The 19491-nt window shown below is 72.7% G+C and carries 17 protein-coding genes; 9 read left to right on the top strand and 8 right to left on the bottom strand.

The genetic code is table 11. The features are described 5' to 3' along the window. Positions 1 to 128: 128 nt before the first annotated feature. Complete coding sequence (locus ACFYXS_RS18240; RefSeq protein ID WP_389249184.1) at positions 129 to 878, top strand: class I SAM-dependent methyltransferase; 750 nt, start codon at positions 129 to 131, stop codon at positions 876 to 878. On the opposite strand, the gene ACFYXS_RS18235 is transcribed toward ACFYXS_RS18240, so the two are convergent. Together ACFYXS_RS18235 and ACFYXS_RS18230 are read right to left on the bottom strand one after the other, a co-directional pair. Beyond that, positions 875 to 1390 carry a pyridoxamine 5'-phosphate oxidase family protein gene (locus ACFYXS_RS18235; protein ID WP_389249181.1) on the bottom strand — a complete coding sequence of 172 codons (516 nt, stop codon included), beginning with the start codon at positions 1388 to 1390 and terminating at the stop codon, positions 875 to 877. The two genes, ACFYXS_RS18240 and ACFYXS_RS18235, sit on opposite strands and share 4 nt — an antisense overlap. Positions 1391 to 1408: 18 nt before the next feature. Continuing rightward, entirely contained in the window at positions 1409 to 2941 is a 1533-nt protein-coding gene (locus tag ACFYXS_RS18230) for a von Willebrand factor type A domain-containing protein (RefSeq protein WP_389249179.1), read from the bottom strand. 624 nt (positions 2942 to 3565) lie between these two features. On the opposite strand from ACFYXS_RS18230, the gene ACFYXS_RS18225 reads away from it, so the two are divergent. Beyond that, on the top strand, positions 3566 to 4465 hold the full coding sequence (locus ACFYXS_RS18225; protein ID WP_389249177.1) for an alpha/beta fold hydrolase: 900 nt from the start codon (positions 3566 to 3568) through the stop codon (positions 4463 to 4465). Further along, positions 4462 to 4770, top strand: coding sequence for a hypothetical protein (locus ACFYXS_RS18220; RefSeq protein ID WP_389249175.1), 309 nt, complete (start codon positions 4462 to 4464; stop codon positions 4768 to 4770). Before ACFYXS_RS18225 ends, ACFYXS_RS18220 begins: the two co-directional genes overlap by 4 nt. Before the next feature lie 7 nt (positions 4771 to 4777). On the opposite strand, the gene ACFYXS_RS18215 is transcribed toward ACFYXS_RS18220, so the two are convergent. Together ACFYXS_RS18215 and ACFYXS_RS18210 are read right to left on the bottom strand one after the other, a co-directional pair. Then, on the bottom strand, positions 4778 to 5806 hold the full coding sequence (locus ACFYXS_RS18215) for a rod shape-determining protein (RefSeq protein ID WP_389249173.1): 1029 nt from the start codon (positions 5804 to 5806) through the stop codon (positions 4778 to 4780). A gap of 130 nt (positions 5807 to 5936) precedes the next feature. Continuing rightward, entirely contained in the window at positions 5937 to 7625 is a 1689-nt protein-coding gene (locus tag ACFYXS_RS18210) for a SpoIIE family protein phosphatase (RefSeq protein WP_389249171.1), read from the bottom strand. Between the two features lie 158 nt (positions 7626 to 7783). Here ACFYXS_RS18210 and ACFYXS_RS18205 point away from each other — a divergent pair, with 158 nt between their 5' ends. The 3 genes from ACFYXS_RS18205 to ACFYXS_RS18195 all read left to right on the top strand — a co-directional run bounded on the left by ACFYXS_RS18205 (position 7784) and on the right by ACFYXS_RS18195 (position 12300). Next, positions 7784 to 8863, top strand: a complete 1080-nt coding sequence (locus ACFYXS_RS18205) for a M23 family metallopeptidase (protein WP_389249169.1) — start codon at positions 7784 to 7786, stop codon at positions 8861 to 8863. A 112-nt stretch (positions 8864 to 8975) separates the two neighbouring features. Continuing rightward, positions 8976 to 10655: a hypothetical protein gene (locus tag ACFYXS_RS18200; protein WP_389249167.1), complete on the top strand. Its 1680-nt coding sequence runs from the start codon at positions 8976 to 8978 to the stop codon at positions 10653 to 10655. Beyond that, complete coding sequence (locus ACFYXS_RS18195; RefSeq protein WP_389249164.1) at positions 10645 to 12300, top strand: carboxypeptidase-like regulatory domain-containing protein; 1656 nt, start codon at positions 10645 to 10647, stop codon at positions 12298 to 12300. The genes ACFYXS_RS18200 and ACFYXS_RS18195 overlap by 11 nt, the downstream gene beginning before the upstream one ends. Before the next feature lie 50 nt (positions 12301 to 12350). Here the strand turns inward: ACFYXS_RS18195 and ACFYXS_RS18190 are convergent, their stop codons facing one another. Genes ACFYXS_RS18190 through leuE form a run of 3 tightly spaced genes read right to left on the bottom strand, consistent with a single transcriptional unit; the run spans position 12351 to position 15501 of the window. Further along, the gene (locus ACFYXS_RS18190; protein ID WP_389249162.1) at positions 12351 to 13349 is read right to left on the bottom strand and encodes a cation diffusion facilitator family transporter; all 999 of its coding nucleotides are present in this window, start codon (positions 13347 to 13349) and stop codon (positions 12351 to 12353) included. A 28-nt stretch (positions 13350 to 13377) separates the two neighbouring features. Next, positions 13378 to 14781, bottom strand: a complete 1404-nt coding sequence (locus ACFYXS_RS18185) for a glutamate decarboxylase (RefSeq protein ID WP_389249160.1) — start codon at positions 14779 to 14781, stop codon at positions 13378 to 13380. A gap of 45 nt (positions 14782 to 14826) precedes the next feature. Next, positions 14827 to 15501 carry a leucine efflux protein LeuE gene (gene leuE / locus ACFYXS_RS18180; RefSeq protein WP_389249157.1) on the bottom strand — a complete coding sequence of 225 codons (675 nt, stop codon included), beginning with the start codon at positions 15499 to 15501 and terminating at the stop codon, positions 14827 to 14829. A 54-nt stretch (positions 15502 to 15555) separates the two neighbouring features. On the opposite strand from leuE, the gene ACFYXS_RS18175 reads away from it, so the two are divergent. After that, the gene (locus ACFYXS_RS18175) at positions 15556 to 16329 is read left to right on the top strand and encodes a MerR family transcriptional regulator (protein ID WP_389249154.1); all 774 of its coding nucleotides are present in this window, start codon (positions 15556 to 15558) and stop codon (positions 16327 to 16329) included. On the opposite strand, the gene ACFYXS_RS18170 is transcribed toward ACFYXS_RS18175, so the two are convergent. After that, positions 16310 to 16681, bottom strand: coding sequence for a YbjQ family protein (locus ACFYXS_RS18170; protein ID WP_319660383.1), 372 nt, complete (start codon positions 16679 to 16681; stop codon positions 16310 to 16312). The two genes, ACFYXS_RS18175 and ACFYXS_RS18170, sit on opposite strands and share 20 nt — an antisense overlap. Positions 16682 to 16894: 213 nt before the next feature. Between ACFYXS_RS18170 and ACFYXS_RS18165 the strand changes: the two genes are divergently transcribed. Both ACFYXS_RS18165 and ACFYXS_RS18160 read left to right on the top strand, forming a co-directional pair. Then, positions 16895 to 17626, top strand: coding sequence for a DedA family protein (locus ACFYXS_RS18165; RefSeq protein ID WP_389249152.1), 732 nt, complete (start codon positions 16895 to 16897; stop codon positions 17624 to 17626). A 110-nt stretch (positions 17627 to 17736) separates the two neighbouring features. Then, positions 17737 to 19335 carry a threonine/serine exporter ThrE family protein gene (locus ACFYXS_RS18160; protein WP_389249150.1) on the top strand — a complete coding sequence of 533 codons (1599 nt, stop codon included), beginning with the start codon at positions 17737 to 17739 and terminating at the stop codon, positions 19333 to 19335. The last annotated feature ends 156 nt before the right edge of the window (positions 19336 to 19491 follow it).

Here is a 19491-nt window from a genome sequence, read left to right as displayed (position 1 = left end):
CCGAGGAAGCCGTCGCCCACGACCGGGGCAGCCCCGCACACACCCGCACGGACGATCGCCGAACCCGCCCTGAGCTGGGTTTCCGCGCCCCACGCGCCTAGGCTGCGGGCGTCGCGGAAGGGAATGTGATGGATCGTCATATCCGTACGGTCGAGGACGTGCTGGAACTGCTGGACGACCTGTTCGCGCCCGAGGCCGACCGCTGGACGGACGGCGCGGCCGACTGGTGGGACGGCTTCTACGCCGACCGCTCCAGGCCGGTGCCGTTCTTCGTGCCGAAGCCGGACGAGAACCTGGTCTCCTACCTCGACCGGGGCCTGCTCGCCCCCGGCGGCCGGGCCCTCGACCTCGGCTGCGGCCCCGGCCGCAACGCCCTGCACCTGGCGGCCCGGGGCTTCGCCGTGGACGCCGTCGACCTCTCGCCCGCGGCCGTCGCCTGGGGCGAGGACCGGGCCCGCGACACCGGTACGCGGGGCGTGCGCTTCCACCGCGGCGACGCCTTCGCCCTGAGCGCGGCCGGCGGCCCGCTGGAGGGCCCGTACGACCTGGTCCTCGACTCGGGCTGCTTCCACCACCTGCCGCCGCACCGACGCGTCAGCTACCTCGCCCTGCTCGACCGGGTCCTCGCCCCCGGCGGTCACCTCGCCCTCACCTGCTTCGCCGCCGGCGGCATGGGCTCGGAGCTGCCGGACGCCGACTTCTACCGGCAGGCCCGCCTGCACGGCGGGCTCGCCTACACCCCCGAGTCCCTGCGCGCGATCTTCTCCGGGCTCACCGAGGTCGAACTGCGCCGCATGCGCGCCGAGCCGCCCGGCTCCCCGCACTTCGGCGAGCCCTTCCTGTGGACCGCGCTGTTCCGCCTCGAGCGCGCCGGCTAGAACAGCCAGCGCGTCTGGCTGTACGTCGTCCCCCGTCCGTAGGCGAAGGCCGTCTTCGGCTCGACCTCGTAGACGAGCGCCTCGTTGCCGCTCTCCCCGCGGAACAGCTCGTCCCGCACCTCGAAGCGCCACTCCTCGCCGTACTTGGCCTCGTACACCGCGGCGATCCGGCGCAGCTGCGTGTCACTGCGCACCCGCGCCGCCTCGCCCTCGACGACCACGTCCAGGCCCTCGCGCAGCGCGTTGTTGCCGGTGGTGATCACCACCTTGGCGTTGCGGACGATGTTGCGCGCCTTGCGCTCGTCGGCACCGGTGCTGAAGTGCAGGGCGTCCTCGTGCCAGACCCCGATGACCGGGGTGACGTGCGGACGCCCGTCGGGACGCACGGTGGTCAGCCAGTAGATCTCGGCATCGGCCAGGAAGCGGCGCGCCTGGCTCCAGGTCGTCGGGTCGGCGCCGTCACTGCTGTAGCGGGCGTCGAGCTCGGCCTCGGGTTCCTTTTCTGCTGCCATGACTCCACTGATACTCCATCAAGCCGCGCGGAGCGCGTACGCGCGGTCGACGGACTCCGCCAGGTCGGCCACGGCCGGGTCCTCGGTGGTGCCGGCCAGGGCGTGCGCGCGGTCGGCGAGTTCGGCCAGCCCCGGGGCGCCGGGCAGCTGCTCGTCACCGGTGGAGTACGTCCGCAGCGCGTCGGCGAAGTACGCGGCCACCGCGTCCACCCGCAGCCGCGGCGAGGTGGCGGTGTCCCACAGCGCACCGGCCAGCCGGTCCGCCTCGATCGTCGCCGACTCCTCGTGCGGGGCTCGGCTCGCGGGGTCCAGCCAGCGCACGGTCGCGGTGGCGACGTGACCCCGGGCGCCGGGCCTGAGCCGCACGGTGTACAGCGCGGTCACGGTGTGCCCCGGGCCGACCTCGCCGCCGTCCACCGCGTCGTCGCGGAAGTCCTCGTCGGCCACGGCCCGGTCCTCGAAGCCGATGAGGCGGTACTGCTCCACCGTCTGCTGGTCGAAGGCGACCTGGGCCTTGGCGTCGCGGGCGCGCAGCTCCACATTGGCCGGCAGCTGGTCCACGAAGAGCGCGCGGGCCTCGCGCTCGGTGGACACGTACGAGGTGTGGCCGTCGCCCTTGTCGGCCAGCTCCTCCATCAGCGCGTCGCCGTACTCACTGCCGACACCGACCCCGTACAGCGTCACGCCGTGCTCCCTGCGGGCCCGGTCGATCCGCTCCAGCAGGGCCTCCGGCTCCGTCTCGCCGGTGTTCGCCAGCGCGTCCGAGAGCAGCACGACCCGGTTCGTGACGCCCGCACGGGCGCCCTCCAGGGCCACGTCGTAACCGGCGCGCAGACCCGCCTCCAGATTGGTGGACTGCTCCGGCCGCAGCCCGTCGACCACCTCCCGCGCGTGCGCGCGGGCGCCGTCGGCGCCCAGCCGCGTCATCGGCAGCGCCACCCGGGCCCGCTCGCTGAACGTGACCACGGACAGCGAGTCGTCCCCGCGCAGCTCCCCGACCGCCGAACGCAGCGCCTTCTGCACCAGGTCCAGCCGGCCCGGCTCCGCCATCGAACCGGAGACGTCCACGACGAAGGTCAGCGCGGCGGGCTTGCGTGCCGCCTTGTCGGCGGCGCGCGTCGCCAGCCCGATCCTCAGCAGCGACCAGCGCGAACCGGCCCCGGCGGTGCGGGCGCCGTCCGCGGTGACGGAGAAGCCGTCGCCGTCCGGGCTCGGGTAGTCCTGGCGGAAGCTGTTGACGAACTCCTCGTACCGCACGGCCGACGGGTCCGGCAGCTGCCCGTTGCCCAGCTGCCGCGTGGCGTAGCCGTACGACGCGGTGTCCACGTCCAGCGCGAACGTTGACAACTCGTCCCCAGCGGGCGCGCGTTCGCCGTCCGGCGCCTGCGTGCCCTGCGCGACGCGCGTGGGGCCGGGAGCGGGGCGGGGCCCCGCGTCGTGGCTGCTCCCGCGCGGGCCGACGGCGCCGCATCCCGCGAGGGTCGCTGTCGCGACGGCCACCGCGACTGCCGCTGTGACCGCCTCCGTGACCGCTCTTGCCGTGCGCCTCATGTGGGTCCCCTCCCCGTCCGGCTTCTGTGACTGTGACGTACGGGGCCTTCCCAGGGGGGCTTCGGTGGCGTTGCGGATCCGTCTCGTTCACGCAACGCGCCGCGGCGGCCTTTTCCCTGCCCTCCCGCCCTCCCCCAACCTTCGGCCCGGGGTGCGCCCCCAGCGGGGGCACCCCGCCACACCCCTCCCCGGCCGGTTCGGGCGACTGACGGCCGGGGGGGTGCTGTCGGCGGTGACGGCTGCGCACCTGGGCAGCGGCGCGCCAACGGATGACCCGAGCACGGTGCCGCACTTATCCCCCGCCGGGGATCAGGCGCGACAACCTACGGAGGGGGCGGGGGTGGAGGGGTGGGTGTTCTGGACTGTGGAGCATATTTGGGTGCGGCACCCGGGGCGATCGATGTAAAGCACCAGAGGCACCTAAATGTGCTGTCCAGAATGGCCAGCCCCGGAGGCCCCGACCCCGGCCCCCACGAAACGCGCGCCGGGGTCCCCTGACTTCACAGGGCACACGGGCGGGAGGGCGGGGAAAAAACCCCGCACAGCCAGCGCAGCGCGTTGGTAGACAGCGCGTCAACAAGCTGCCATCGTGAGGCCGCACAACGACCGCGAAGGGCGGCGAGCATGGCGCAGCGCTGGGTCACGGCCTCCGACGGGGTGCGTCTGGCGGTGTACGAGCAGGGCGACCCCGCCGGGACCACCGTCCTGTGCGTGCACGGGTTTCCCGACGACCACGGGGTGTGGGACGGCGTCGCGACGCGCCTGGCCGCACGCGGGTTCCACGTCGTGACGTACGACGTGCGCGGCTCGGGCGCGTCCGGCGCGCCGCGCCGCAATCGCGCGTACCGGCTGCCGCAACTCGCCGCCGACACCACCGCCGTGGCGGACGCGGTGAGCCCGGACGCGCCGGTGCACCTGCTGACGCACGACTGGGGCTCCGTACAGAGCTGGCACACCGTCAGCACGCCCGAACTCGCGCACCGCTACGCCTCGATGACGTCGATCTCGGGCCCCGACCTGGACCACACCGGCCGCTGGTACCGGGCCCAGGTGCGCCGTCCCACCCCCGCGCGGCTGCGGAAGCTCGTGCGGCAGTCGCTGGCCTCGCAGTACGTGGGCTTCTTCCATCTGCCCGGGGTCGCCGAACTGGCCTGTCGCAGCGGCTTCCTGGACGGAGTCGTCACGAGGCTGCGCCGCCTGGAGACCGGTGGGCCCCCGGAGGGGTACGGGCCGGGGTCGGCCGCCCGCAACCGGGCCGGGCTGAGGCTGTACCGGGCCAATGTGCTGCCCCGCATGTTCCGCCCGCGGGTGCGGCACGCCGGCCTGCCGGCGCAGGTGCTGGCCCCGTCCAAGGACGTGTTCGTGCTGCCGCCGTGGCAGACGGAGATCACCGACTGGGCGCCCCGTGCCGAGATCCACCATGTGGACGGCGGCCACTGGCTGCCCAGCCACCGCCCGGGCCTCGTCGCCGAGTTCGTGGAGCGGCTGGTCGGGCGCGCGGAGAAGGAGAGGGCCGCCGCATGACCGCCGAGCCCGAGCACATCGTCGTCAAGCCCCGTGACGTGCGATGCGGGATCCGGCTCGGCCGGGGCGGGGCGGTCCTCCCCGTCCCGGCCGACCGGTCCGCGCTGTCCGTGCTCAGTGCCGCGCGTCCGGACACGGCGTACTCCTGCCGTCATGGCTTCTACGGCACGTGCCGGCGGGGCGTCCTGTCCGGCGGGGACAGCGTGCGCCACCACGGGAGCGCGGCGGCCCGCCGTACGCGGGACGCGATGCTCGTGTGCGTCTCCCGCGCCGAGGCGGGCGCGGGCCTGGTCCTGGACGTGTGACGGGGATTCAGGCCGACAGCGGGTCCATCGGCATGGGCAGGACCTCGCCCTCCATCATCGCGCCGAGCCCGCGCACCGCGCAGACGTCCGGCCGGTCCGCGATCGTCACGGGCATCCCGGTGGCCTGACGGAGCATCATGTCCAGGCCCGGCAGCAGGGCACTGCCCCCGGCGAGCATGATGCCGCGGTCGGTGAGGTCGGCGACCAGATCGGGCGGGCACCGCCGCAGGACCGTGCCGATGCCGTCGACGAGGGCCGCCATCGGCATGCGGATGGCCCGGCGGACGCTCTCGATGTCGACGGTGACCGTGCGGGCGATGCCGCTGGCCACGTCCCGGCCCTGGACCTCCGTGCTCGGCGCGGTGGGCCCCGGCGCGGACAGGATCTCGTGCAGCGGCCGCACCGACTGGGTGGGCAGCACCAGTTCGTGCGCGTTGCGCACGTGCTGCACCACCACGTGGTCGATCGCGTCGCCGCCGACCGGGATGGTCTCGGCCGCGACGATGGCGCCCAGCGACAGGACGGCGATCTGGGTCGTGCCGGCCCCGCTGAGCATGATCATCGTCGCCTCGGGCTGCTCGACCGGCAGCCCGCAGCCGACCGCCGCGGCGATCACGGAGTCGACGAGTTCGACCCGCCGCGAGCCGAGCCCGTACAGCGTCTCGATGGCCGCCCGCTGGGCCAGCGGCTTGCTGCTGTTGGGGGTGCACACGGCGGCGCGCAGCATCGGCTTGCGCCGCCACGCCTTGCGCAACCGGCCGCCGAGCAGGTGCCGGAGCATGCGCTGGGCCATGTCGATGTCGACGACCATGCCGGCCTGGATGGGGCGGACGACGCGGATGTGGTCGGGGGTGCGCCCGGTCATCTGCTCGGCCAGCGATCCGACGGCGATGAGGGCCCCGCTGTGGGCGTTGACGGCGGCCACGCTGGGCTCGTCCACGACGAGTCCCTGTCCTTTGATGTAGACGCGGGTCCGTGAGGCGCCGAGATCGACGGCTACGGAACAACGGCGCAACTGCGCGAGGCTGACGGTCACGGCAGGTCCTCCCCGAGGGAGCCGGTTCCCGGGACCGCCCCGGTGGCAGTCCCGTATGATCATCGTGACGGTATTGCCCCGATTTCGCCCGTAGTGTTGCGCCGCCCGGAGGACGCGTCCCTCCTGCGGCCTAGCGCACGATGCGTGCCGCGAGGACCGCGATGTCGTCCTCGGCGGGCTCGGAGACCAACAGGGACAGGATCCGGTCGACCAGGCCGCCCAGATCCCCGTCCGGGTGCAACCGCAACCGGGCGAGCCGTTCGAGGGACACGTCGATGTCCTCGCCGCGCCGCTCGACCAGGCCGTCGGTGTAGAGCAGCAGCACGTCGCCGCGCCCGCACCGGCCGGAGACGATCTCGTAGCCGCCGTGCCCGGTGCCCAGCGGAGGGCCGACCGGTACCTCGATGAGCTCCACTGAGCCGTCCGGGCGGATCAGGGCGGGCGGCAGGTGCCCGGCGCTGGAGTAGGCGCACTTGCCGCGGGTCGGGTCCACCAGCGCCAGCAGGCAGCTGGCCGGGCGTCCCGACTCCGTCTCGGAGATCAGGGTGTCCAGCCGGCGCAGGATGCGGTGCGGCGGCAGGTCGGCACTGGCCACGAAGCGCAGCATCGAGCGGTACTGGCTCATGTCGACGGAGGCCTCCACCCCGTGCCCCATGACGTCGCCCATGGCCAGCAGGGTGCGTCCGAAGGACAGCCGTACGGTGTCGTACCAGTCGCCGCCCACCAGGGCGCTGCTGCCGGCCGGCTGGTAGCGGAAGGCGGCCTCGACGGTGGGGTGCGGGGAGCCCGGCTCGGACATCAGCGCGCGCTGCAGTTCGAGGGTGATGCCGTGCTCGTGGGTGTAGCGGCGGGCGTTGTCCAGGCTGATCGCGGCGCGGCCCACCACGTCCTGGGCGATCTCCACGTCCCGGTCGGTGAAGCCCGGCGACTCCCCGCCGCGGACCATCGTCACCGTCCCGATGGGGTGCCCGCGCGCGGTCAGCGGCACGACCAGCGCGGAGTGGATGCCGACCGCGCGGTAGGCGGCGATCCGCTCGCGGCCCCTCGTGGAGCGCGCGACCGTCCCGTCGCCGCACAGGTCCTCCAGCACCGGGCGGCCCGACTGCAGACAGCGCGGGATCGTCGATCCCTCCTGGTAGTCCAGGTACTGCCCGGGCTCGCCGAAGATCGTCACCTCGTCGCGCAGATTGGGCAGCGCCGCCATCGCCGCGCGCCGCAGCCGCAGCTGACCGCGGCTGTGCGAGGCGGTGCCCTCGGGGGGCAGGACGTCGACGCTGGCGATGTCGGCGAGCAGCGGGACGAGGAAACGGGCCAGCTCGGAGCAGGTGGCCTCCATCTCCAGCGTGGTGCCGATCAGGGTGGCCGCCCGGTCCAGCAGGGCCAGCCGCTCGCGGGCCCGCTCCAGTTCGTGCTGCTCGTGCCGGGAGGTGCTGACCTCCAGCGTGATGCCGACCAGGCCGACCGCCGTGCCGTCCGGACCGCTCAGGCGGTGGTACGCGCCCTGCCAGTAGCGCCGGGTCAGTCCCGAGGGCGCCCGGGTGTGGCCGCTGGAGGGCACCTCGCGCGACTTGCCGTCGGCCAGGACCTGCTGCATCGCCTCCTCGCCCGCGTCGTCGAGGTCGGGCAGCACCTCGGTGATCGTGCGGCCCACGTGCGCCTCGGCGGGGATGCCGTTCATCCGGGCCAGGGCGGGATTGACGTAGACGTAGCGCAACTGCGGGTCGAGGATGCCCACGCCCGCCGGTGTGCCGTCCAGCACCTGCCGCAGGACCTCGTGGCCCAGTGGCGACCAGCTGCCGGGCTCACTGCGACCGTTCACCCGGGTCATCCTCCCGTCCGCCGAGTGCGCCCGTACCCATGATCTGGCGGTCGGCCGTTCGGCGCACGCCCGGATGCGATCACCCCGGCGGGTGGCTATGGGGCCCGGCGGGGCGTGTCGGCGGAGCGCCGCGGGCGGCCGGCCGCACGATCGGGCCGATGCGATGCAAGGCGGTGGCCGCTGTGCTGTGCCTGCTGCTGGCGGTGCCCCTCGCGCTGCGGGGGACGGCCGCGGCGACGACAGCGACAGCGGCGACGGACCGGCCCGCGGACAGTCCCGGTGTGCACCGGCTGTACGCGGAGGCCGAACGCGCCGTGGAGCGGTACCAGGCGGTGGAGCTGGCGACCGAGCGCAAGCGTGCCGAACTGCGCGGGCTGCGGGCGACGACCCGGGGTGAGCGGCGCCGGCTGCGGCTGCTGCGGGACCGGGTCGGGGCCATGGCCCGTACGGAGTACCGCAACGCGGGACTGAGCCCGTCGGCGCGGCTGCTGCTGTCGGGGAGCCCGGACCGCCTGCTGGAGGACGTGACCCTGGTCCGCCAGGGCGAGCACGCCGAGGCCGCGCTGCTGACCGCGCACCGGGTCGCGCAGCGCCGGCTGGCCGAGGACGCGGCGGCGCTGACCGCCGCGCTGGAGGCGCTGGACCGCCAGGCGCGGCGGCAGGCCGAACTCCGGCGGAGCATCCAGGAGAAGCTGGTGCGCGCCGGCGCCGGGCTCGCCGCCCGTGACCTCGGCCTGCTGGGCGGCGACGTCCCCGACCGCTGCCCGCACACCGACCCCGACGACGTCCCGGTCCCGGCCGCCGCCCGCCGCGGCCTTCCGCACTGGGTGAGCCCGGTGGCGCACTACCGGCTGTCCGCCGGTTTCGACGACGCCGGGTCCCACTGGGCGCACCGGCACACCGGCCAGGACTTCGCCGTCCCCTCCGGCACCCCGGTCCGCGCGGTCGGCGACGGCACCGTGGTGGCGGCCGGTTGCGGCGACGGCTTCGGCAACCAGATCGTCGTCCGGCACGACGACGGCTACTGCACGCACTACGCCCACCTGTCCGTCATCGAGACCGCGCCGGGCCGCCGGGTGCGCGCCGGGCAGCCCATCGGGCTGTCCGGCAGTTCGGGCAACTCCACCGGCCCCCACCTCCACTTCGAGGTCCGCGTCACCCCGCAGATGGGCTCAGCCGTCCCCCCGCTCCCCTGGCTGGCCCGGCACGGGGTGCGCGTGCCCGGCCCGGGGGACTGAGGCTCGGTCCCGGGCCCCCACCCCTCACAGCGGTCACACAGGTCCGTTACTGTTCGGCCTCCGGCGTGCGATCTTGCCGCCGCCGGTTCTTCTGACCTGTGGGGGGTCCTGCATGCGCATATCGCGCGCACACCGGCCTGCCGTCATCCGCAGCGCGGCCGTACTCCTTCTCGCCGGCGGCCTCGCGGTGGGACCGTTGGCCGCCGCGCCCGCCTTCGCCGACGGGGAGACCGTCCGCGGCCTGTCCACCGGCGACGACGGCACGCTCGCCGTCGGTCTCGACACCAGTGAGGCACTGTGGGTCAAGGTGAGCGTCCGGGAGTCCGCCGCGGCGGACGCCGCGGTGCTCGCCTCGACCGACGACCTGACCTACTCCTGGCAGCGCGGCTGGTCCACCGTCGAGCCGCTCGCCCTGCCCGAGGGCAAGGCCTACGGCGACTATCCGGTGGACGTCGACTACCGCCTGCCCGGCGGCACCGTCCAGCACTGGACCGGTGCCGAGCACGGTACGGCGGGCCGGTTCGTCTACCGGTTGCACACCGGGGTCGGCAAGCTCGGCTACGACCGTGACACCACCGACTTCGACCACCGGACGGCGGTGCTCAGCGGCACCGTCACGACCTTCGACCCGGCGACCGGCACGACCGGTCCGTCCGCGCCCGGCACGCAGGTGCGGGTGAACTGGACCGCCCGTGTCGGGGCGGACTTCAAGTCCGGCTCGGCGACGGCGACCTCCGGCGCCGACGGCACCTTCTCGGTCGGCGTCACGCCCGGCGGTGCGGTCACCGCCGGCAGCGCCGTCGCCCTCGGCAGGGCCGACACCGACCCGGCGGCCGCGGTCGCGCTGCCCGAACTGCCCGCCCGCGCGGTCGAGTACCGGATCAGCGGCGACCCGTCGGCCAAGCGGGTCCACAAGGGCAGCACCTTCACGATGCGGGGTACCGTCCAGCGGCTGACCGACCAGGGGTGGAAGCCCTTCGCCGGTGCCCCGCTGGTCACCACCCCGCAGCCGGCGGACGTGTACCGCTACACCGTGCCCGGCCTGATGGGCACGGGCACCGCGGACGCCTCGGGGAACTTCGCGTTCCCGGTGACGGCGACCAAGAGCACCTGGCACTACACCTACGTCAGGCCGTCGGAGTACCTGGCCGACTACGCGGACGCCGAGCACCTCGTCAACGTGCCCACGGCCGGTACCTATTCGGGCGTGAGCATGTCGCTGGACGCCTACGGGAAGGTCACCGCCAAGGGCATCCTGGCGGGCTCCTGCTGGGGCGCCCAGGTCTGGCTGCAGTACTCCAAGGACGGCAGGACCGGCTGGAAGTCCCTCACGTCGGTCCAGGCGAGCGACAACGGCACCGGCAAGTGCTCCTTCTCGATGGGCGCCTGGGGCTACACGGACGGCTACTACCGCGTCTACCACTCCGAGTCGGACGGGATGCTCGCGGTGGCGTCGGGCACCAAGCGCCTGCACCGCACGGTGACCCGGATCGTGTCCTTCGACATGACGCCGAACAGCCCCCGTCTCGGCGGGGCGTTGAAGGCCAAGGGCACGCTGCAGTACCTGTCGGGCGGCAAGTGGAGGGCGTACAAGGGCGGGAAGATCGTGATCGTCCTCAAGCCCAAGGGCGAGAGCTCCTGGTACTGGACCGTGAAGGGGAAGACCGACGCGGCCGGCCACTTCAGCCTCAGCACCAAGGCGTACGCCGACGCCACGTGGGGCGCGTACCTGGAGGCGGACTCCACGCACTTCTCCAGCGAGTCGAAGACGGAGTACATCAATGCCCGTTGATTCCCGGCGCGTTCTCGCGCTGATCGCCTCGGTGGCCGCGCTCTCCGGCGGGCTCGCCGTCGCTCCCGCCCTCGCCGCCGACGCCGGGCCGCTCGGCATCGGCGTGGCGCGGACGGCCGACACCCAGCGCGGGTCCTTCACCGTGCCGGTGTGGACCGACGCCCCCGGTGGCTCGGTCACCTCGGTCACGGCGACCGTGCGCGACGGTGACGCGGTCGTCGTGGACGGCCTGCGGCTCGCCGGTTCCGGTGAGCAGTGGTCCGTGCCCTCCGACGCCGTGCTGAAGCTGACCGAGGACGGCGGCGTCATGCCGCACCTCGGCCGGTACGCCATCGACATCACCGCCACCGACGACCAGGGCGACACCGCCGTCCGCACGGGTGCCGGCTCCCTGGACTTCACCCTGAGGCCCGTCCTCACCACCGCTCTGACCCGGACGCTGCTCGACAAGGACCACCGCACGGCGGGCGTCACCGGCACGCTCCTCGGTGTGCAGCCCGGCAGCGGGGACGAGGTGCCCCTCGAGGGCGCCACGGTCGGCGTGACCCGCACCTACTACTCCGTGGACGGACGCCCGGACAGCACCGGGCAGGCCGTCACCGGGGCGGACGGCTCCTTCGTCTCACCGGAGTTCCCCGTCGTCACGTGGGCAGGGCTGTCCGCGGCGTTCTCCGCGGACGACGCGCAGGTGCACGGCACCGCCCAGGCGGCCGCCGGGAACCCGCAGATGCAGCAGACGAACGTGGTCGTCACCGCCAAGGCCGACCGCACCCGCGCGGTGTCCGGCCAGGCGGTGACCATCAGCGGCAGCGTCAAGGACACCGCGGGCACCCCCGTCGCCGGGGCGTCCGTGCGACTGGCGCTCGGCGCGGCGCAGCCGGTCACGGTCGTCACCGGCGCCACGGGCTCCTTCAGCGGCAAGGTGATCGCGGCCCGCGCGCAGAACGACTGGGGCGGCTGGTCCGCCGCCGAGGACGACCCCTACCTGAGCGCCTCCGCGGCCGCCAGTGGCCCGATCGTCCTGCCGGCGGACTCCGTCTTCACCGAGGTGACCTCGAGGATCGGCGCCGACGTCAAGGTGACCGTGTCGGCCCGGCTGTTCGCGGCCTACGACCGGGTGTCGAGCATCTACGAGCCCCAGTTCGTCCACCTCGAGTACTCCAAGGACGGCAAGTCGGGCTGGAAGGACATCGGCACCGGGTACGCGCAGAACAACGGCGGCACGGTCACGATCAGCAAGTGGGGCTACCTCGACGGTTACTACCGCCTGCACCACTACACCTCGGACCAGTTCGCCGAGTCCGCCAGCCGGCCCGTCCGGCTGACCCGCACCAACACGCGGCTGTACTCGATGAAGGCGTCCTCCACCAAGGTCAAGAAGGGCGCCGCCGTCACGTTCACCGGCACTTTGAAGGAGTACGTGTCCGGCACGTGGCGGCCGTACAGGAGCGGGCACGTCGAGCTGTTCTTCCAGAAGAAGGGCTCGACGAAGTGGACGTACATCTCGTCGGGCACCACGAACTCGACGGGCAGGGCCACCCTCAAGGGCAAGCCGGCCTCGGACGGAAAGTGGCTGATCCAGTACTTCGGTGACGCGAAGCACTTCGACAGCGACGGGACCGCGGTCTTCGTCGACGTGCGGTAACGCGCGCAGGCACGCACCACGACGAGGGCAGGGACCGACCGGGCGACCGGTCAGTTCCTGCCCTCGTGCCGTGCCGCCTCCGCGCGCAGTGACCGGCCCAGCTCGTGCGCCTCGCGGCGGTCCTCCGCGGTCGCGTCCGTGACGTCCAGGAAGATCTGGTCCAGCTCGGGGAACTCCTCGGCGAGCGTGCTCTTGATCCGGACCGCGGCCTCCTCGACCGTCTCGCTGTCGATGCCCTCGGTCAGGTCGACCCGGACGGCCAGCAGCACCGAGTCGACGCCGAGCCGCATCGTCAGCAGCGCGGTCACCGTGTCGATCTCCGGCTGCCGCGTCAGCAGTTCGTGCGCCCGCTGCCGCAGCCGCGGGTCGGCGGCCTCGCCGATGAGGGTGTCGCGGCAGTCCTTGCCCAGCCGGTAGGCCACGAACATCAGCAGTACGGCGATGGCCAGGGACGCCCAGGCCTCCCACTGCCGCCCGCCGGTGGCCCAGTGCAGCCCCACACCCGCCAGGGCCAGCAGGACGCCGAGGACGGCCGCGCTGTCCTCGCCGATCACCGTGCGCAAGGTGGGGTCCTCGCCCTCGCGCAGCTCGGTGCGGAAGGAGCGGCCGTGCTCCCGCGCCCCGCCCCGTACCTGGAGCAGCGCCTTGACCAGGGACGATCCCTCGGCGATGAGGGAGATCACGAGCACGGCGGTGGCGATCAGAAAGGCCTTGAGGGTGTGCGGCTCGTGCTCGTGGAAGGCGGTGATGCCCTGGTAGAAGGAGAAGCAGCCGCCCATGACGAAGATGCCGACGGCGGCGAGCAGCGACCAGAAGTACCGCTCCTTCCCGTAGCCGAAGGGGTGCTGCGCGTCGGGCCTGCGCCGGCTGCGGCGCAGCGCGGCGAGCAGGAAGATCTCGTTGAGGGTGTCGGCGACCGAGTGCGCCGCTTCCGACAGCAGCGCCGGCGATGTGCTGATCAGGCCTCCGACCGCCTTCGCCACGGCGATCACCAGGTTCGCGGCGAGAGCGACGAATACGGTGCCCTTGGTCTGAGTGTCCTTGCCCATGGGATGCGTCTGCCCGGGGCGGGGCGGCTCAGTGGTGGAAGGCCGTGGGTGCCTGGCCGGGCGGGTGCAGGGGGTGCTCCTGTTCGCGCAGCTGGGGCAGGTAGCGCTCCAGGTCGGCGAGGAAGAGGTCCGCGAGGTCCTCGGAGAATCCGTTGCGGACGACGATCCTCAGCACCGCCAGGTCCTCGCGGTCGGCGGGGAAGGTGTAGGCGGGCACCTGCCAGCCGCGCTCGCGCATCCGCCGGGAGACGTCGAAGACGTCGTACGCGGTGACGTGGTCGGCGGTGGTGAGGGCGAACACCGGCAGCTGGTCGCCCCGGGTGATCAGCCGGAAGTCGCCGTACTCCTCGATCCGTGAGGCCAGGTACGTGGCCACGTCGCGGGCGGTCTGCTGGACGACGCGGTAGCCGTCGCGGCCGAGTCGCAGGAAGGTGTAGTACTGCGCGGCGACCTGCGATCCGGGCCGGGAGAAGTTCAGGGCGAAGGTCGGCATGTCGCCGCCGAGGTAGTTGACCCGGAAGACCAGCTCCTCGGGCAGCGCCTCGGTGTCCCGCCACAGCGCCCAGCCCACGCCCGGGTAGACCAGCCCGTACTTGTGGCCGGAGGTGTTGATCGACGCCACCCGCGGCAGCCGGAAGTCCCAGACCAGGTCCTCGTCGAGGAAGGGCGCGATCATGCCGCCGGAGGCCCCGTCGACATGGACGGGGATGTCGAGGCCGGTGCGCTCCTGGAGGCCGTCCAGGGCGGCGCAGATCTCGGCCACCGGTTCGTAGGAGCCGTCGAAGGTGGACCCGAGGACGGCGACGACGCCGATGGTGTTCTCGTCGCACCGTGCCAGGGCGGATGCGGCGTCCAGGTGCAGCCGGTCGCCCTCGACGGGCACCGTGCGCGCCTCGATCTCCCAGAAGTTGCAGAACTTCTCCCAGCAGACCTGCACGTTGACGCCCATGACCAGGTTGGGGCGGGCCTGCGCCGGATAGCGGTCGCCCTGGCGCTTCATCCAGCGGCGCTTGAGCGCCATCCCGGCGAGCATGCAGGCCTCGGAGGAGCCGGTGGTGGAGCAGCCGACGGCCTTCTCCGGGTCGGGCGCGTTCCACAGGTTGGCGAGCATCGACACGCAGCGCCGCTCCAGTTCGGCGGTGCGCGGGTACTCGTCCTTGTCGATCATGTTCTTGTCGAAGCACTCGGCCATCAGCACCTGGGCCTCGCGCTCCATCCAGGTGGTGACGAAGGTGGCCAGGTTGAGCCGGGCGTTCCCGTCGAGCATCAGCTCGTCGTGGACCAGCTGGTACGCCGTCGCGGGCGGCATCGGGCCGTCCGGGAGCTGGTGCTTGGGCGGCGCGGTGCGCATGCCCGTGACCGGATCGGCCCCCGCGTAGAAGGGGTTGACGGCGAGTTTCGGCAGACCCTCGGCACCCTTGTGCAGCGACATAGCGCTCACACTAAGCGCGATGCGGCACCTCGGCAGGTCGAGCCGTCAGACCGAGGAGGCCATCGACAGCTTCGCCGCGAAGCCCAGGAACAGCGCCGCCGCGCCCGAGGTCAGCCCGGCCGCGAGCCGCCTGCGACGGCGGAACTGGGCGGCCAGGTAGGTGCCCCCGAATATCAGCAGGGTCAGGTAGCTGAAGCTGAAGACCTGGGCGATCGCGCCCAGCGCCAGGAAGGACAGCGCCGGATGGGCGTAGCCGGGGTCGACGAACTGCACGAAGAAGGAGATGAAGAACAGGATCGCCTTCGGGTTGAGCAGGCTGATCACCAGCGCCCGCCGGAACGGCTGCTCGGTCTGCGCGGGCCCCTCGGCCACGACGGCGGCCGCCGGCACCGGCTCCGGCTCGGCGTCGCCGGGACGCGCCCGCCACATCCCCCAGGCGGCCCGCGCCATGCCGAACGCGATCCACGCCAGGTAGCCGGCGCCCGCGTACTTCACGATGCCGAAGAGCACGGGGTTGGCGGTGAGCAGGCCCGCCACCCCGGCCGCCGAGGCGGTCATCAGCACCGTGTCGCCGAGGAAGACGCCCAGCGCCGCGCGGTAGGCGGTACGGACCCCGCGCCGCGCCGCGACGGAGAGGGTGTAGAGGGAGTTGGGCCCCGGCAGCAGCACGATCAGTACGGTGCCCAGCACGTAGGTCGACAGGTCGGTGATACCCAGCATGGGCACCAATATGGCACTTGCACCTCACGTGGCGTGAGGCCGGAGGGTGTGGTCATGAACACGAGCACGGGCTGGTCGGTCGGGCAGGTGGCGGGTTTCGCCGGCGTGACCGTCCGTACGCTGCACCATTACGACGAGATCGGGCTGCTCTCGCCCAGCGACCGCAGCCACGCGGGCCACCGCCGCTACGGCGACGCCGACCTCGACCGGCTGCAGCAGATCCTCTTCTACCGGGAGCTCGGCTTTCCCCTGGACCAGGTGGCGGTCCTCCTCGACGACCCGGCCGCGGACCCGCGGGAGCACCTGCGGCGGCAGCACGAGCTGCTGACCGAGCGGATCGGGAAGCTGACGGAGATGGCCGACGCCGTCCAACGAGCCATGGAGGCACGCACGATGGGCATCAACCTCACGCCCGAGGAGAAGTTCGAGGTCTTCGGCGACTACGACCCCGACCAGCACGCCGAGGAGACCAGGCAGCGCTGGGGCGACACCGCGGCGTACGAGCAGTCGCAGCGCCGCGCCGCCTCGTACACCAAGGAGGACTGGCTGCGGATCAAGGCCGAGCAGGACGACTGGGGCAGCAGGCTCGTGGCGCTCCGCGCGTCCGGTGCCCCGGCCGACGGCGAGGCGGCGATGGACCTCGCCGAGGAGCACCGGCGGTTCATCGTGGACCACTACTACGACTGCACGTACGAGATCCACACCGGTCTCGCCGCGATGTACCTGGCCGACCCGCGCTTCAACGCCTTCTACGAGGCGATCGCGCCGGGCACCGCCCAGTACGTGCACGACGCGATCGTCGCCAACGCTAGGCGGGCTCAGGGGTGATGACCGCCGCCGTGCCGTAGGCGCACACCTCGGTGCCGACGTCGGCTGCCTCGCTGACGTCGAAGCGCATCGTCAGCACGGCGTTCGCGCCGCGCGCCCGCGCCTGCTCGACCAGCCGCTCCATCGCCTGGGTGCGGGTCTGCGCCAGGGTCTTGGTGAGCCCCTTCAGCTCCCCGCCGACCAGGGACTTCAGGCCCGCGCCGATCTGGCTGCCCAGATGGCGGGAGCGGACGGTGAGGCCGAAGACCTCGCCGATCACCCGCTCCACCCGGAAGCCGGGGACGTCGTTCGTGGTGACCACCAGGACGTCGGACCCCTGCCGCTGTCCGCCGCCGTACTCGTCGATATCCATGGGGGCATCGTGCGCGGCGATCGCCGTCCCGCGCGGGACGCACGCCGGGCCGCCGGGGAAATGCCGTACTTCCCGCGGGTTCCCCCCGAAGGGGAGGATTCCGCGGTGACGGGTGATGTGCGGTGGTGCACGGTGAAACGCGTGGGGTGGCCGTGGCCGAGCGTTCGCCCACGGGGGACGGTTCGGTCCCGACCGCGTTGATACTTTTGGCGCGTGACGACTATCGCCCTGGGCCCGCAATGGCTCGACCCCGATTACCTCATCTCGTCCGCGGGCCTCATCGGCCTGCTGGCGATCGTGTTCGCCGAGTCGGGTCTGCTCATCGGGTTCTTCCTGCCCGGTGACTCCCTGCTGTTCACCGGTGGCCTGCTGGTGGCCGGCGGCAAGCTGGACTGGCCGATCTGGGCCGTCTGCCTGCTCGTCGTGCTCGCCGCCATCGCCGGTGACCAGGTCGGCTACCTCTTCGGCCGCAAGGTCGGCCCCTCGCTCTTCCGCCGCCCGAACTCCAAGCTGTTCAAGCAGGAGAACATCGAGAAGGCGCACGAGTTCTTCGAGAAGTACGGCGCGAAGTCGATCGTCCTGGCCCGTTTCGTGCCGATCGTGCGGACGTTCACGCCCATCGTGGCCGGTGTCAGCCGGATGAACTACCGCACCTTCGTCACCTACAACGTCATCGGCGGCACCCTGTGGGGCGCGGGGGTGACGCTGCTCGGCTACTGGCTCGGGCAGATCGCGTTCGTGCGCGAGCACATCGAGCTGATGCTGGTCGCGATCGTCCTGGTCTCGGTCGTTCCGATCGCCATCGAGTTCCTGCGGGCCCGCTCCGCGGCGAAGAAGGCCCCGCCGCGGCCGGAGTCCCCGGCCGACGGCGCCGGCCCGATGCAGCCGCCCGTCCAGAGCCCCACCGCCTCCGGCGGCGGGCGCCACCGTGCGAACCGGCGTTAACGTCCGGGGTTAATGGGCAGTCGAACCGCTGTGCCTGGGGGAGGGTGGCGACACCCTCCCCCTGCCACGCCCGGCGCGGAATCACGTCGAGGACCGAGAGGAGGACCGCGGTGGCGTACCCGGAGGAGCCCGAGCAGCCGACCGGCGGCTCGGAATTCACCCCGCCGCTCGGGGTCGAGCTGCCCAAGCCGGAGCCGCGGGGGTCCGCCTTCACGCGCCCCAGGACCTCCCCGCAGCTGTCGCACCCGGCGTTCACGCCCCCCGAGGGCATCCCGGTGGTCAGCCTCTCCAAGGAGGCCCCCTGGCCGGACCGCATGCGGACGATGCTGCGCATGCCGCTCGGCGAGCGCCCGGCGCCGGAGCAGCCCGCCGCGCAGCCGGAGGCCGGCACCGGGCCCGCCGTGCCGCGCGTGCTCGACCTGACGCTGCGCATCGGGGAGCTGCTCCTCGCCGGCGGCGAGGGCGCGGAGGACGTCGAGGCCGCGATGCTCGGCGTGGCCCACGCGTACGGGCTCGGCCGGGTCGAGCCGTCCGTGACCTTCACGCTGCTGAGCATCTCCTACCAGCCCTCGCTGGTGGACCCGCCAGCCACCGCCAACCGCACGGTGCGCCGCCGGGCCACCGACTACACGCGCCTCGCGGCCGTCTTCCGGCTGATCAACGACATCACCGCCGCCGACCTGACCCTCGAGGACGCCTACCGCCGTCTCGCGCTGATCCGGCGCAACCGCCACCCCTACCCCGGCTGGCTGCTGACCGGGGCCGCGGGGCTGCTCGCGGGCGCGGCGAGCCTGCTGGTGGGCGGCGGCGGCCCGGTGGTCTTCGCGGTCGCTGCGCTCGGGGCCATGCTGGGCGACCGGCTGGCCTGGCTGTGCGCGGGACGCGGGCTGCCGGAGTTCTACCAGTTCGTCGCGGCGGCCATGCCGGCCGCCGCGCTGGGCGTGCTCATCGCCCGCTTCGGCCATGTGCTGCCCGGCACGAGCACGCTGCAGGCCTCCTCCGTCATCACCGGTGGCCTGTTCGCCCTGATCCCGGGGCGGGCCCTGGTGGCAGCCGTGCAGGACGGCCTGACCGGCTTCTACATCACCGCCTCGGCCCGGCTGCTGGAGGTGATGTACCTCTTCACCGGCATCGTCATCGGCGTCACCCTGATCCTGTACGCCGGGGTCAGCCTGGGCGCACAGCTCGACCCGGACCAGGCGCTGCGCGCGTACGAGAACCCGCCGCTGCAACTGGTGGCGGCGATGGTGCTGAGCCTGGCCTTCGCGGTGCTGCTGCAGTGCGAGCGCGGGGTGCTGGCGCTGGCCGCGCTCAACGGCGGCGTGGCGTGGACGGTCTACGCGGCGCTGCACCAGGAGTCCCTCGGCATCGGGATGTCGCCGGTGGCCGCGACCGCCGTCGCCGCCGGGCTGGTGGGCCTGTTCGGGCAGATGCTCTCCCGCTACCGCTTCGCCTCCGCGCTGCCGTACGTGACGGCCGCGATCGGGCCGCTGCTGCCCGGCTCGGCGACGTACTACGGACTGCTCGGACTCACCCGGGGCCATTTGGACCAGGGGTTCGCCTCGCTCACCAAAGCCGCCGCGCTGGCGCTCGCCGTGGCCATCGGAGTGAACCTCGGCGGCGAGATCGCGCGGCTCTTCCTGAGGCTGCCCGGCGGCGCTGACCAGGCACGACGCCGTGCGGCGGCGAAGCGCACGCGCGGATTCTGAGCCCTGCTGCCCCCCGGACGGCCGTTCCTGATGATGCGTCGGGAAATCTGATGTTAACTGTCCGTATCGTGGTCGTAGTTGAGTAATCATTCCCAGGCGTTTCACTGCGTACATGGGTGTCCGATCCGGGGCAAAACCGAACTTTCGGAGGCGAGG

Source organism: Streptomyces sp. NPDC002574 (assembly GCF_042889545.1).
Taxonomy (GTDB): Bacteria; Actinomycetota; Actinomycetes; order Streptomycetales; family Streptomycetaceae; genus Actinacidiphila.
The sequence above is the reverse complement of the archived record's forward strand: the minus strand, read 5'-3'. Positions and strand labels throughout refer to the sequence as shown.

Bases quoted from the DNA above. Each gene is read 5' to 3' on its own strand.
- ACFYXS_RS18240 (WP_389249184.1), top strand. From the start codon at position 129: ATGGATCGTCATATCCGTACGGTCGAGGACGTGCTGGAACTGCTGGAC.
- ACFYXS_RS18235 (WP_389249181.1), bottom strand. From the start codon at position 1,390: ATGGCAGCAGAAAAGGAACCCGAGGCCGAGCTCGACGCCCGCTACAGC.
- ACFYXS_RS18230 (WP_389249179.1), bottom strand. From the start codon at position 2,941: ATGAGGCGCACGGCAAGAGCGGTCACGGAGGCGGTCACAGCGGCAGTC.
- ACFYXS_RS18225 (WP_389249177.1), top strand. From the start codon at position 3,566: ATGGCGCAGCGCTGGGTCACGGCCTCCGACGGGGTGCGTCTGGCGGTG.
- ACFYXS_RS18220 (WP_389249175.1), top strand. From the start codon at position 4,462: ATGACCGCCGAGCCCGAGCACATCGTCGTCAAGCCCCGTGACGTGCGA.
- ACFYXS_RS18205 (WP_389249169.1), top strand. From the start codon at position 7,784: ATGCGATGCAAGGCGGTGGCCGCTGTGCTGTGCCTGCTGCTGGCGGTG.
- ACFYXS_RS18200 (WP_389249167.1), top strand. From the start codon at position 8,976: ATGCGCATATCGCGCGCACACCGGCCTGCCGTCATCCGCAGCGCGGCC.
- ACFYXS_RS18195 (WP_389249164.1), top strand. From the start codon at position 10,645: ATGCCCGTTGATTCCCGGCGCGTTCTCGCGCTGATCGCCTCGGTGGCC.
- ACFYXS_RS18190 (WP_389249162.1), bottom strand. From the start codon at position 13,349: ATGGGCAAGGACACTCAGACCAAGGGCACCGTATTCGTCGCTCTCGCC.
- ACFYXS_RS18185 (WP_389249160.1), bottom strand. From the start codon at position 14,781: ATGTCGCTGCACAAGGGTGCCGAGGGTCTGCCGAAACTCGCCGTCAAC.
- leuE (WP_389249157.1), bottom strand. From the start codon at position 15,501: ATGCTGGGTATCACCGACCTGTCGACCTACGTGCTGGGCACCGTACTG.
- ACFYXS_RS18175 (WP_389249154.1), top strand. From the start codon at position 15,556: ATGAACACGAGCACGGGCTGGTCGGTCGGGCAGGTGGCGGGTTTCGCC.
- ACFYXS_RS18170 (WP_319660383.1), bottom strand. From the start codon at position 16,681: ATGGATATCGACGAGTACGGCGGCGGACAGCGGCAGGGGTCCGACGTC.